The organism is Agathobaculum sp. Marseille-P7918 (assembly GCF_900625105.1).
Lineage (GTDB): Bacteria > Bacillota > Clostridia > Oscillospirales > Butyricicoccaceae > Agathobaculum.
Genome location: NZ_UYYD01000003.1, coordinates 158,083 through 170,515 on the forward strand (window position 1 = coordinate 158,083; position 12,433 = coordinate 170,515).

General features: G+C 60.4%; 8 protein-coding genes. 2 read left to right on the plus strand and 6 right to left on the minus strand.

What is annotated here, in order from left to right; translation table 11 throughout:
* The first annotated feature begins 154 nt into the window (after positions 1–154).
* Positions 155–3,703, plus strand: a complete 3,549-nt coding sequence (locus tag EJL02_RS06925; RefSeq protein ID WP_125115689.1) for an S-layer homology domain-containing protein — start codon at positions 155–157, stop codon at positions 3,701–3,703.
* A 117-nt stretch (positions 3,704–3,820) separates the two neighbouring features.
* Here the strand turns inward: EJL02_RS06925 and EJL02_RS06930 are convergent, their stop codons facing one another.
* The 3 genes from EJL02_RS06930 to EJL02_RS06940 form a co-directional block, all read right to left on the minus strand.
* The gene (locus tag EJL02_RS06930) at positions 3,821–4,609 is read right to left on the minus strand and encodes a TIM barrel protein (RefSeq protein WP_125115690.1); all 789 of its coding nucleotides are present in this window, start codon (positions 4,607–4,609) and stop codon (positions 3,821–3,823) included.
* 76 nt (positions 4,610–4,685) lie between these two features.
* Positions 4,686–5,693 (minus strand): inositol 2-dehydrogenase, encoded by a 1,008-nt coding sequence (gene iolG, locus EJL02_RS06935; RefSeq protein ID WP_125115691.1) that lies wholly within the window; start codon positions 5,691–5,693, stop codon positions 4,686–4,688.
* Between the two features lie 201 nt (positions 5,694–5,894).
* The gene (locus tag EJL02_RS06940; protein WP_125115692.1) at positions 5,895–6,893 is read right to left on the minus strand and encodes a sugar ABC transporter substrate-binding protein; all 999 of its coding nucleotides are present in this window, start codon (positions 6,891–6,893) and stop codon (positions 5,895–5,897) included.
* A gap of 470 nt (positions 6,894–7,363) precedes the next feature.
* Here EJL02_RS06940 and EJL02_RS06945 point away from each other — a divergent pair, with 470 nt between their 5' ends.
* Positions 7,364–8,407, plus strand: a complete 1,044-nt coding sequence (locus tag EJL02_RS06945; protein WP_125115693.1) for a LacI family DNA-binding transcriptional regulator — start codon at positions 7,364–7,366, stop codon at positions 8,405–8,407.
* 60 nt (positions 8,408–8,467) lie between these two features.
* Here EJL02_RS06945 and EJL02_RS06950 read toward each other — a convergent pair whose 3' ends face one another.
* The 3 genes from EJL02_RS06950 to EJL02_RS06960 form a co-directional block, all read right to left on the minus strand.
* Complete coding sequence (locus EJL02_RS06950; RefSeq protein ID WP_125115694.1) at positions 8,468–10,015, minus strand: nitrite/sulfite reductase; 1,548 nt, start codon at positions 10,013–10,015, stop codon at positions 8,468–8,470.
* Positions 10,016–10,219: 204 nt separating this feature from the next.
* Positions 10,220–11,452 (minus strand): glycerate kinase type-2 family protein, encoded by a 1,233-nt coding sequence (locus EJL02_RS06955; protein WP_125115695.1) that lies wholly within the window; start codon positions 11,450–11,452, stop codon positions 10,220–10,222.
* A gap of 16 nt (positions 11,453–11,468) precedes the next feature.
* Positions 11,469–12,425: a D-2-hydroxyacid dehydrogenase gene (locus tag EJL02_RS06960; protein ID WP_125115696.1), complete on the minus strand. Its 957-nt coding sequence runs from the start codon at positions 12,423–12,425 to the stop codon at positions 11,469–11,471.
* Positions 12,426–12,433 lie beyond the last annotated feature (8 nt).

Consider the following 12,433-nt stretch of genomic DNA (forward strand, 5'->3'; position numbering starts at 1 on the left):
CAACCTGTGCAATACCGCGTGTTTCTGAAAATGCACGGCGGAAAAGTGCACAAGAATCGAGTTGCAAATCCCTTTCTTTTCAGATATTATTGATAAATCATTTGACCCGGAAGACAAGGCTTCCGGAGAAAATCAAGGAAAAGGAGAGAGAATTATGAAGCGACGACTCAGTCAATCCAAGCGGCTGCTCAGTTTGCTGCTGGCCATCGTGATGGTGGCGGCCATGCTGCCGACCGCATTCGCAGCGGAGGACGCCAAATTCGTCATCGGGCCATATCTGCTCGCGCCCAAGACGACCAGCATGGTAGCCGTGTGGGAGACGGATACCGGCGACGCGACCACCATCCGTTGGGGCACGGACGCCAATGCGCTGGGCGAGCCGATCACGGTGGAGCGTGATCCGTCCGCACCGTCATATGGCGGCGCGCAGACCAACATTTTCCGCTACAAATTCACCGATTTGAAGCCGGGCGCGCGGTATTACTACGAGGTAGCGCTGGCAGGCGGCGAGAGCTGCAAGGGCACCTTCCGCACGCTGGAGGAAAATCCGGAGGAAGTGCGCTATATCTCGATCACGGATACGCACAAGTTCGACACCAAGAGCACCTTTGACAAGGCGGTTGCCGATTATGATCCGGCCTTCATCATCCATGGCGGCGACATGGTGGAAGGCACCGGCACGCAGAAGGAGCAGTATGCGTTCTGGTTCAACAGCGGCGAGTTCATTCACAACTATCCGGTTGTGTACGCCTGCGGCAACCACGACTTCAGCGATTATTTTGACATGTATGTCATCGACACCCAGACCGAGGAATACGGTTCGGTGGTCGAGGGCAACATCGCCTTTGATTACGGCGACATCCATTTCGATCTGATGGACAGCAACCCGTGGGCGCTGTTCCAGATGAACGCAGAGACTTCGGGCGGAAAGATGGACGCCGCGACCGCGGACAAGATCGAAAAGTCCGTGCAGTGGCTGAAGGACGATCTGGCCAAGAATCAGGATAAGAAATTCCGCATTCTGGTCATGCATCACCCGATCTCCGACCCGTACACCAAGATGCATATCGCATCGGTTGCGGAAGCGGGCCACGTTGACATGATGCTCGCGGGCCATACGCACAGCTACGCCCGCGCGGTATCCGATGACCCGACCGTAGGCGCAGGCACGATCTACCTGACCCATCAGGATTCCCGTGCGGTCAGCGCCAAGGGCAGCTACATGACCCACTCCATCAAGGGCGATGTGCTGACCACGTCCAATATGGCCGAGGGCAAGGTCGTCGGCACGACCGTCACTGCGGTTGCCAAGCAGCAGCTGTCGTACTCGGATGTGTCCATCCAGTCCGGCCCGGTGCCCTGCAACAGCGACATTGAGATCTCCGCAACCGTCAAGAACGACGGCAAGGGCCTTGCGGCAGCGGTCATCCCGGTGGACGACAACGGCACCATGAAGTATATCTACGGCGAGCTGGTCAGCGACAGCGGCGTGTCCACCTCGGGCGAGCCGGTGCGCGTGGAGTCCAACGGCGTCAAAACGATCGATCCGGGCGAGTCCATTGAACTGCGCGGCACGGTCAAGCTGACCACGACCGGCACGCATACCCTCAAGGTCGGCGGCAAGACCCAGACCGTGCAGGTCAATTTCCGCCCCGCGACCTTCTCGTACACCAACGTCCGCACCAAGATGGGCGACGGTGAGATCAGCGATATCAACAGCGACGTGCTGCACATCAAGGCGGACGTGACCAACATCGGCAACGAAGCCGGCACCGCGACCGCAACGCTCTACATCGACGACAAGGCGATCGAGAGCAAGCAGTACAGCATCGAGGCAGGCGGCGTTAAGACCTGCGAGTTCACCTATCAGTTTGAAAAGGCCGGCGATTTCAAGGTCCGCATCGGCGATTCCGCGGTGCAGACCGTGTCCATCGAAGGCTCGATCCAGGGCATGCCGATGGTCAAGGATAAGTCCGGCATGGGCAACAACGGCTATCTGCACGGCGCGCCCACGCTCGGCACGGATGAAAACGGCAAGGGCACGATCATCCTCGACGGCGACAAGGACTATGTGGAGATCCCGGATAACGGCAACTTCACGATCGACGACGGCATCACCGGCATGGTTTGGGCCAAGCTCCCGAACTGCCCGGGCACCGGCATCGACACGCTGACCCCGACCGGACGAGACCACAACCCGCTGATGACCAAGGGTGTGTCGATCGGCTGGGGCACCAACTATCTGTACCGCATGGCGGTGCGCGCGACCGGCAAGGTCACGGTCGGCATCGGCTTTGACAACGACAACGGCGAGTTCTTCTGGAACGACGATGACGCGGACGACAACGCGGGCATCAAGAAGGGCGAGTGGGTGCAGTACGTCGGCGGCTTTGACCGCACGACCGGCGGCGACTCGTACCAGAACAAGTATCACTCCGGCCATATCGACGCACCGGCGTTCGATTCCGAGATCAAGAACTGGCCGGGCGCTTCCACTTACATTGGCTTCTCTTACACCGGCGCACTGCTGACCAACCGCGGCCGCGGCATTGACCGCACCATGCTCGCGGGCGAGATCTCGCAGGCCCGCCTGTATCAGACCAAGCTGACCGAGAGCGAAGTTGCATCCGTACACGACAATCCGACGGCAGCCGGCCCGAAGAGCAACCAGATGGTGCTCTGGCTGGATTTCGACCCGTCCAACATCGTGCAGACCGGCACGCACACCACCGAATGGGTCAAGGTATCCGGCGCGCCCGAATCGCTGGCGTATGACGCGAAGATCGAGGGCGACGCGAAGATCGAAGCCACGGTTGAGTTCTCGCAGGACGGCAAGACCGCTTCCGCTTCCAAGCAGTATGCGCTGGCAAACGGCACCGGCACGATCGACCTGACCGGCGCGGGCGAGGGCGCTTACATGCGCATCGTCACCAAGTTCACCTCGGATCTGGGCACGGATGCAAGCTATCTGCCTGTGCTGAACACCTATACGCTCAAGGCCGGCAACGAGACTTCGTGGAACACCTGGGCGGATTGGAAGAAGGGCACCTTCACCGACGGCGCAGGCCATCAGTCTGCGGATGTCTACCGCGCTCTGTCCGCGGACTTTGACGATTACTCCGGTACGGCCGACGAAGGCAAGCCGGTCGATCCGGTACAGCCCAGCGGCACACTCGGTTGGGACGTTCCGTCCGGTTACTGGGCGGCGGAGACCATCCAGAAGTTGATCGACATGGGCATCATCAAGGGCGACGGCGACGGCAGCGTGCGGCCGGAAGACCGCATCACGCGCGAAGAAGTTGCCTCCCTGCTGGTCAATGCGCTGGATATCCAGCCGGTAGCGGACGCGAAGCTCGACCCGGCGGACAATTCTTCCGCATGGGCGGCAGGCGTGCTGCAGGCGGCGAAGAACGCCGGCATCATGCAGGGCGATGAAAAGGGCTACATGAACGGCTGCGATAACGCAACCCGTGCAGAAGTAGCGGTCATGATTGCCCGCGCGGCAAAGATCTCGTCGGACGACCTGTCCGTGCTGGATAAGTTCTCGGATGCCGACACCATCCCGTCCTGGGCACAGTCCTCGATCGCAGGCCTGGTTGCGCAGGGCAAGATGAACGGCTACGAAGACAGCACGCTCCGTCTGAACAACCTGATCATCCGCGCAGAGGCCTTTCAGCTTCTGTCCGGCATTCTGGCAAAGTAAGCAAGACGGCAATAAAAAAGGCCGGGGCAATCGCCCCGGCCTTTTCCCGTCCGGCAGCGCAGGCCGGGCAGGGGGAAAGCAAAGGCTCCGCGAAAAGCGGAGCCTTTTGATTCGTTTTCAGCAGTTTTCCATGATCGCCTTGACCGCGGTTTTGGTGTCGGTCAGCGGGAACAGCTCGTAGCCGACGCGGCCGGTGTAGCCGCAGGCTTCGAGGTGGGAGATCACCTTTTTGTAGTTGATCTCGCCCGTGCCCGGCTCGTGACGGCCGGGCGCGTCCGCCACATGGATGTGGCCGAAGGTGTCGCCGTACTTGGTGATCGTGTCGCAGATGCAGCCTTCGTTGATCTGCATGTGGTATACATCATACAGTAGCTTGAGCCGCGGCGAGCCGATCAGGCGGACGATTTCCGCGCCCATCTGGGTGGTCGCGAGGAAGTTGCCGACGTGGTCGGTCGTGATGTTGAGCGCCTCGAGGTTGAGGTTGATGCCCTCGGCCTCCGCGAGCTTGGCGCAGTCGAGCAGCATGTCGTACATCGAGCACAGCTTGACCGTGTGCGACAGGTTGTCATAGTGATCCACCACGATGCCGCCTTCGCCGAGCGCGTTGGAGTGAATGGTCACGCTGGCAGCGCCGACCTTTTTCGCGGCGGCGATCGACTGCTTCAGATAATCGATGTATTTTTGCTTGTGGGTCGGATCGACGAGAGAATAGTCCGCGTCGCCGTTGAAACCCGAAATCGCGATGCCGGCCTTTTCCGCTGCTTCACGGGTTGCATCCAGATCGCGGATGCGCCAGTCCCAGAATTCTACGGCTTCAAAACCGTCGTCCTTGGCCGCCTGGAAGCGGTCCAGCCAGTCCAGTTCGGTGTACAGCGTGTCGATGCACGCGCATTTTCTCAGTGCCATTGTGATCAGTCCTCCTGATGGGTGGTGTGCGGGTGGTGATGGTGTTGTCAATACCATCATACCACCCGCGGTTTCATTATTCAATTTCGGAAATCTTGACCGGACGGCCCTCGTGCAGGGACTTGGTAGCGGCAGTCGCCATCAGAACCGGATACAGACCGTCTTCGCCGGTAACCGGAGTCTCCTTATCATTTACGACTGCATCGGCAAATGCCTGCATCTCGGCCACGAATGCGCCGGTGTAGCGGTCCCACATGACCTTGTATGCCGTGCCGTGCACTGCGCCGTCCGCCGTGGACAGGACTGCGGTGTTCGGGGTGTCGTTCTGGTCCTCGGCGCAGCCTTCCGAGCCGAAAACCTCGACGCGCTGGTCGTAACCGTAAACCGCCTTGCGGCTGTTGTCGATCACGCCGATGGCGCCGTTGGCAAACTTGAGGGTGACCAGCGCGGTGTCCACGTCGCCCGCCTCGCCGATGCCGGGATCGACCAGCACGGAACCGATGGCATTGACCTCGGTGACTTCGCTGCCCGCGAGGAAGCGCGCCATATCGAAGTCGTGGATCATCATGTCGTAGAAGATGCCGCCGGAAACCTTGACATAGTCAATGGACGGGGGCTCGGGATCGCGGGAAGAGATCTTGACGATGTTGACCTTGCCGACCTTGCCTTCGCGCACCATGTCGTAAACCGCGCGATGGTTGTGGTCAAAGCGGCGGCAGAAGCCGATCTGCAGCTTGACGCCGGCCTGCTTGGCTGCGTCGATCGCCGCATGCACCTTGGCCAGATCGTAGTCGATCGGCTTTTCACAGAAGATGTGCTTGCCGGCGTGCGCAGCTTCGATGATGTACTTGGAGTGCGTGTCGGTCGAGGAGCAGATCAGAACGGCCTCGATTTCGGGATCGTTCAGGATGTCGTTTGCATCCTTGGTGCAGTTCGGGATGCCGCACTGCTTGGCAAATGCTTCGGTCTGCTCGTTCATAAACGGGTCGGCGATGGTCTTGATTTCCATCTCCGGCACAAACATGGAAATGTTCTTGGCATGGACCTTGCCGATGCGGCCCGCGCCGATAATACCTACTTTCATGGAGAGTCCTCCTTTGGGGAATGCAATTGGGTTATCATGAAGAATGTAAAATGAAAACGTTGGAGCGTTTCAAAAAGTTGAGAGTGCTGAGATTTGATTTGGAACGTTGGAGCGTTCTGAAATGAAAGAGAGTGAGAGGTATCTGAATAGGGAAATTGGGGAATAGGAGAATAAACAATCAGGGATTCAGGACTTTGTCGCTCAGGCCATCCATTCCGCGAAGCGGTCCAGACGATCCTGTGCGTTTTCCTTGGTGATGATCTCGGTACCGGTATCGACGACTTCGTCGTACTCCTCGCCCTGCAGGATCTTCACCATGGTCTCAACAGCCTTGTAGCCGATGTCGTAGTTGTTCTGCGCGGCGGTCATGGTCAGCTCGCCGTCGAGAACGGCCTGCACGGCGGACTGCTGACCGTCAAAGCCGAGGAAAATGGTGTTGGCGTAAGCCGGATTGTCGGCTGCGGTGCGCGCGGCGGCCAACGCCATGTCGTCGTTGTTCGAGCAGATGATCGCGACGCCCTCGGGGAATTTGTTCATGATCGCTTCCATCGAGGTAACAGCGAGGTCTGCCGTCGCGTTGGCGTACTGGACTTCGTCGTCCAGGAACTCGCCGCCGGCTTCGGTGATGCCTTCGCGGTAGCCTTCCATGCGGGCGGTGTTGGTGGCGTCGCCCTGTACGCCGGCGATCTCAATGCACTTGATTTCGTCCCAGCCGGCAGCCTTGGCCGCTTCGACCGCGGCCTTTGCGCCTTCCTTTGCGGCTTCCTTATTGCCGGTGCCGATGAAGCTCAGGCATTTGTCCGAGTTGATATCGGTGTCAAAAGCGACGACCGGCTTATCCGTGCCCGCGATGGCGGTGGCCACGGCTTCGGATTGCAGCGGCGCGATCAGATAACCGTCGTAGGAGTCTACGGAAATGTCGGTGGTGATCATGTTCAGCTGCTCTTCATAGAAGGTCTCTCCCGGAGGGCCTTTGATGGACAGCTTGACCAGATCGGGATGCTCTTCCTCATAGGCTTCCGCGCCGGCCTGAATGATCTGCCAGAACTCGGATGCGTTGGTCTTGAGGATCATGCTGATCTCGTAGGGCGTTTCCGCGGAATCGCCGTTGGCCGCCTCGTTGGCGTCGCCGCCGCACGCGGTCAGGGTCAGTGCGAGCGAACCTGCCAGCAGAGCTGCAAACCAATTTTTCTTTGTCATGTCTTTCATCCTTTCTCTTTTGGTGTGTGCATTTATGTGCTCTGTGCCGTTTGCGTGCTTATTGTATCGAGAAAGGGGAAAAAAGTCAATGGTCAATTTGTGAGGCAATGAATGGTGCAGAGAGAAATGCACGAGAAAGTGATGAATTTGGTTAATTATCTCAATATTTGTTTCGATAAAATGGAAAAATGTAAAAAGTGCAAGGGGTGGAGAGATTTGAAAGGGTGTGTTGTTGGTTTTTCACAACAAAAACACAGCGAAAAACGAGGGATTACTGTTATAAAAATGCTGTAATTATCGAATAGCAGGAGAAAACAGATTGAAATGAGAAAAATAAGTTCATATGCCCGATATGTGCAAAAGCACATACAATGTAAAAATGATGTGCGAAAGCCCAATTTCCTTTGCAGAACGCACAGAGTGTGTGCTATAATGAATCCACTGAAATTTTTATCGACAGGTGAGACGGTATGAGAGAAAAACGTCCAACCATACAGACCGTGGCCGAGCGGGCAGGGGTTTCGCGCGGTACGGTGGACCGGGTGCTGAACAATCGTTCCTATGTCAGCGCGGAGGTGCGCGCGCGCATCCTCCAGGCAATCGAGGAAACCGGCTATGTGCCGGTGCGGCAGGCGCGGCCGAAGGAGGAATCCAAAGACTATCCGCCGCTTCGGCTGGGGGTTTTGCTGCCGAACTGGACCGGTCCGTTCAAAACCGAGGTATCCGCGGGCATTGCGGACGCGAGGCGGGAGCTGGCGCCGTACCATGTGGAGATCCGCGTGTGCGTGTGTGAGACCGACTTGCCGGTCGAGTGCATTGAGCATTTGGACGCGCTGGTAGAGTGGGGCGCGCAGGGGATTGCCTTGTGCGCGCTCAACGATATCCTGATCGAAACCAAGGTGGGGGAGCTGGCGGATCGCGGGATTCCGTGCATCACGCTCAATTCCGATCTGCCGGCCAGCCGTCGGCTGTGCTTTGTCGGGCAGGATTACACCAAGAGCGGCCGAATCGCAGCCGAGCTGCTCAGCAAGTGCGTGCCGCATGATGCGCACATTCTGGCGATGGTGGGCAATCTGGAATACCATGGCCACCGCACGCGGCTGGACGGGTTTTGTGCGCGCATGCACGAGCTAGGTTTTGCCGCTGCGCAGATTGAGATCACCGAGACCTATAACAATTACCGCCTGACCTGCGACAAGGTGCGGCAGGCGCTGCACGATATGCCCGATCTGGCGGCGATCTACATGGTCAACCGCAGCGTGACCGGCTGCACCGATGCGCTGCGGCAGGCGGGCATGACCGACCGCATCCGCGTGGTGGCGCACGATTTGTCCGCGCGCACCAAGCTGCTGCTGCAGGAGGGCAGTCTGGATTTCACCATCACGCAGGATATGTACCGGCAGGGGTATCTGCCGCTGATGCTGCTGCGCGATCTGCTGCACAAGGGCGTCCGTCCGCAGGAGGATCAGATCGGCACCAGCATTTCCATCATCTGTTCCCAGAATATAGACTGACCGGGCAATAAAAAATGCGTTTCCGTTACGGAAACGCATTTTTTTGTGTCTTATTTGCAATCAGGCCAGATAGGGCGCGGCGATTTGGTCGATGCCGTCGGGGTTGGCTTCGCGCCAGGCGGCGAAGTCCATGCCGGAAGCGGCCACCGTCTTGCCCAGCTCGACCAGGAAGGCGGGCACTTTGCTTTCCAGAATGTTGCCCAGCTCGCGGCCCATCATTTCCTTGCCCTGTGCGTCGCAGCCGCCGACAAACAGCGTGAACGCGGACTGCGGCTTGCCGTCCACCAGTTTGGACGCGCCGCGGAAGCCGATCGAGCCGGTCTGGTGCGTGCCGCACGAGGACGCGCAGCCGGAAACATGCATCTGGGGCAGCGCGCCGTCCGGCAGATCCGCTTCGCGCACCGCATTGATGCACGCGGCGAGCAGACCGTGCGAGTCGCGCATGCCGACCTGACAGATCGTGCCGCCGATACAGCTGACCGAGGTCTCAAACAGCGTGCGGGCGCCGTCCGCGGTGGCGGCCAGCACTTTTTCCGCTTCCGCGCCGGTCAGGTTGATGATATAAGCGGTCTCGTCCGGCGCAAGGCGCAGTTCCGCGTCCTGCATATCGGCCAGCAGATCGCTCAGCGCGCAGAGCGTTTCGGGGGCGGGCTGGCCGCCGAGCGGGTGCCAGACCACCGTGTACAGGCCGGGCTGCTTCTGCGTGAGGACGCGCGGGCCGCTGGCCGTCGTGCCGTCGCCGGTTTTGGTGATTTGCTGCGGCTCGACCGACAGCGTCAGATCCTCGCCCGAGGCAAACACCTCGTCCAGCTTTTCGCGATACGCCTTGGCATAGTTTTCCGGTCCGCCCAGCGCTTCCTGCATGTAGCGGGTGCGCGCCTTGCCGCGGTTTTCGTAGTTGCCGTAGGTGCGGAAGGTCAGCCACATGGCCTTGATATAATAAAGGATCTTGGTCGGCTCGACCGCTTCGGCTACCTTGACGCCGAAACGCGGGTTGTTGCCCAGACCGCCGGCGCTGTATACGTCAAACTTGCCGTCCGCACGGGCAACAAAGCCGAGGTCGCGGTAGGTCGCGTGCGTCTGGTTGGCCGGGGAGTTGGAGAAACAGACCTTGAGCTTGCGCGGCATCTTCTCCGCCTTGATAAAGCCCAGCAAGTAGTTGCCAGCGGCTTCCGCCCACGGCAGGGTGTCGAAATACTCGTCCGCCTGCACGCCGGAGAGCGGGGAGCACATGACGTTGCGCGGGAAGTCACCGCCGCCGCCCATGGTCACGATGCCGGCGTCGAGCGCCTGCTCCATGATGGCGCATACCGTGTCCTGTCCGAGGTCGTGCAGCTGGATGGTCTGGCAGGTGGTGAAGTGTACGCGCGATACGGCGTAGGTGCGGATCATCTGTGCGACAAACGCCAGCTTGTCGCGGGTGACGCGGCCGGCGGGCATGCGCAGACGCAGCATGCTGGCCTTGCCGCCCTTCTGGGCATAGCTGCCGTAGTAGCCGGAAAAGCCCTTATATTCGCCGACTTTGATCTCGCCTGCGTAAAACGCCGCGGTCTTTTCGCGGAAAGCGGGCAGATCCGCCTTCCAGCTCTGGGGATTGATGGTGTTCATGGATATCCTCCTTGTTATTTTCCAAGCAAAGGCCGACCCGTGCGACGCACGCGGCGGGGAAGCCGATCGTCTTGTCCCTATTATACGATATTTCACAAAGGATGACAATTTATCCGCGCATATAATCCAAAATTTTTCAGGCGACAGAAAAAGCCCCGGCGCGCCGAAAACCGGATCGGTGCGTCGGGGCTTTGATGAGGGGTGTCATGCTTCTATCAGCAGAACCGAAAGGTCGTTGACATTGGTGCCGGTGGCGCCGGTTTGAATCAGGCCGCCGCAGGCCGCCAGCGCGTGATACGCGTCGTTTTCCGCCAATACCTGCGGGATCGAAATGCCTTGTGCGCGCAGCGTATCGTAGGTGGTTCCGTCGGTATAGCCGCCGGCGGCGTCGGTCGGGCCGTCGGTGCCGTCCGAGCCAACCGAGAACACCGCCGCGCCGGCAAGGCCGCGCAGGCCTTCCGCGGCGGCGAGCGCAAGTTCTTGGTTGCGGCCGCCCTTGCCGTGGCCGGTCAGACGCACCACGGTTTCACCGCCCGCAAGGAAAGCGCGCTTTTCGCCGCGCCCCGCGTAATGCTGCGCGATGTTGGACAGGAATACGCCCGCGTCGCGCGCCGTGCAGCAGAGCGACTCGGTCAGAATCACGGGCCGGTAGCCAAGCGCGGCGCAGGCTTCGGCCGCATGGCGGCACAGGACGGATACGCCGCCGATCACGCGGTTGTGCACATGGGGCAGCGCCTGCGGCAGCGGCTGCGCAAGGCAGCTGCGCGCCTGCGCGGAAAGCGGCAGCCCGTACCGCTCGGCAATCGGCAGCGCGGAGCCTGCGGCGTTGCGGTCCACCGCGCTCAGGCCCGAGGCGATGGCGTCCGGCCGGTCGCCCAGCACGTCGCTGAGCAGCAGCGCTTCCACATGGGCGGGCGCGCAGTGTTCTGCCAGCCGGCCGCCTTTGACCAGACTCAACCGCTTGCGCACGGCGTTCATTTCCGTGATATCCGCGCCCGAGGCGAGCAGCGCCTGTGTGATGTGCTGCATTTCATCCAGTCCGATCCGCGGCAGTTCGAGCAGCGCCGAGCCGCCGCCCGAGATCAGCAGCAGTACGGTGTCCTGCGTGGTCAGGCCTTGCGTCATCTCGAGCGCGCGCTGTGCTGCGCGCACCGAGTTTTCGTCCGGCACGGGATGGCCGGATTCCATGATCTCCAGATCGCCGAGCGGGCCTTCGCTGTGATGATATTTGGTGACAACCAGACCGGCAGCGATCCGGCTGCCGAGCACTTGCTGCACAGCCCGCGCCATGCGCCACGCGGCTTTGCCGATTGCAAGCAGGATGGTGCGTCCCGCGGGCGGCTGCCAGTCAGCCAGCGCATCCTGCACGGCGCGGTCGGGCAGGGACGCGCGGATGGCTGTCTGATAAATGGTTTCCGCATCGGTGCGCAGGCTCATCGCAGTTCCTCCTTTGTCAGTTTACAACGTGGATCGGTGTGCCCGCCAGCCACTGGGACAGGTTTTCCGCTGCCATGTCCATGATGCGTGCGCGGCTTTCTTTGGGCGCCCAGCTGATGTGTGGGGTAATCAGGCAGTTTTTCGCGTGCAGCAGTGGATTGTCGTCCCGAATCGGCTCGACGGAGACCACGTCCAGTCCGGCGGCGTATACCTTGCCGCTTTCAAGCGCGTCCGCCAGATCCTGTTCGTTGATGAGCGGACCGCGCGAGTTGTTGAGCAGGATGACGCCGTCCTTCATTTTGGCGATGCTTTCCTTGCAGATCATGCCGCGTGTTTCGGGAAACAGCGGGCAGTGCAGCGCGATCACATCGCTCTGCGCGTACAGCTCGTCGAGCGAAACGTATTCGCCGATCGCGCGGCCTTCGTCGCAGGGGAAGCTGTCGTGCGCGAGGATGCGCATGCCCATGGCTTTGGCGATGCGCGCGGTCTGACGGCCAATGCGGCCGAAGCCGATCACGCCCAGCGTTTTGCCGTCCAGCTCAATGAGCGGATAATCCCAGAAACACCAGTCCGGATTGGAAGCCCAGCGCCCGTCGTGCACGGCCTGTGCGTGATGGGCGACATGGTGGCAGATCTCGAGCAGCATGGCGATCGCGTACTGCCCGACCGCGGCCGTCCCGTAGGAGGGGACGTTGGTCACCGGGATGCCGCGCGCGCGAGCGGCCTGCACATCGACCACATCGTACCCGGTCGCCAGCACGCCGATGTACCGGATCGAGGGACAGGCGTCGAGCGTCGCTTCGCGCAGCGGCGTTTTGTTTACGATGACGATTTCCGCGTCCCCGATGCGGGGGATGATCTGCTCGGCGGAGGTTCGGTCGTATACCGTCACTTCGCCCAGCGCTTCCAACGGCGCCCAGGACAGATCGCCCGGATTTTCGGTATAGCCGTCCAAAATGACGATTTTACGCATGACATATC

What these genes read in the sequence shown, in the direction of transcription:
- EJL02_RS06925 (WP_125115689.1), top strand. Translation starts at nt 155, where the DNA reads ATGAAGCGACGACTCAGTCAATCCAAGCGGCTGCTCAGTTTGCTGCTG.
- EJL02_RS06930 (WP_125115690.1), bottom strand. Translation starts at nt 4,609, where the DNA reads ATGGCACTGAGAAAATGCGCGTGCATCGACACGCTGTACACCGAACTG.
- iolG (WP_125115691.1), bottom strand. Translation starts at nt 5,693, where the DNA reads ATGAAAGTAGGTATTATCGGCGCGGGCCGCATCGGCAAGGTCCATGCC.
- EJL02_RS06940 (WP_125115692.1), bottom strand. Translation starts at nt 6,893, where the DNA reads ATGACAAAGAAAAATTGGTTTGCAGCTCTGCTGGCAGGTTCGCTCGCA.
- EJL02_RS06945 (WP_125115693.1), top strand. Translation starts at nt 7,364, where the DNA reads ATGAGAGAAAAACGTCCAACCATACAGACCGTGGCCGAGCGGGCAGGG.
- EJL02_RS06950 (WP_125115694.1), bottom strand. Translation starts at nt 10,015, where the DNA reads ATGAACACCATCAATCCCCAGAGCTGGAAGGCGGATCTGCCCGCTTTC.
- EJL02_RS06955 (WP_125115695.1), bottom strand. Translation starts at nt 11,452, where the DNA reads ATGAGCCTGCGCACCGATGCGGAAACCATTTATCAGACAGCCATCCGC.
- EJL02_RS06960 (WP_125115696.1), bottom strand. Translation starts at nt 12,425, where the DNA reads ATGCGTAAAATCGTCATTTTGGACGGCTATACCGAAAATCCGGGCGAT.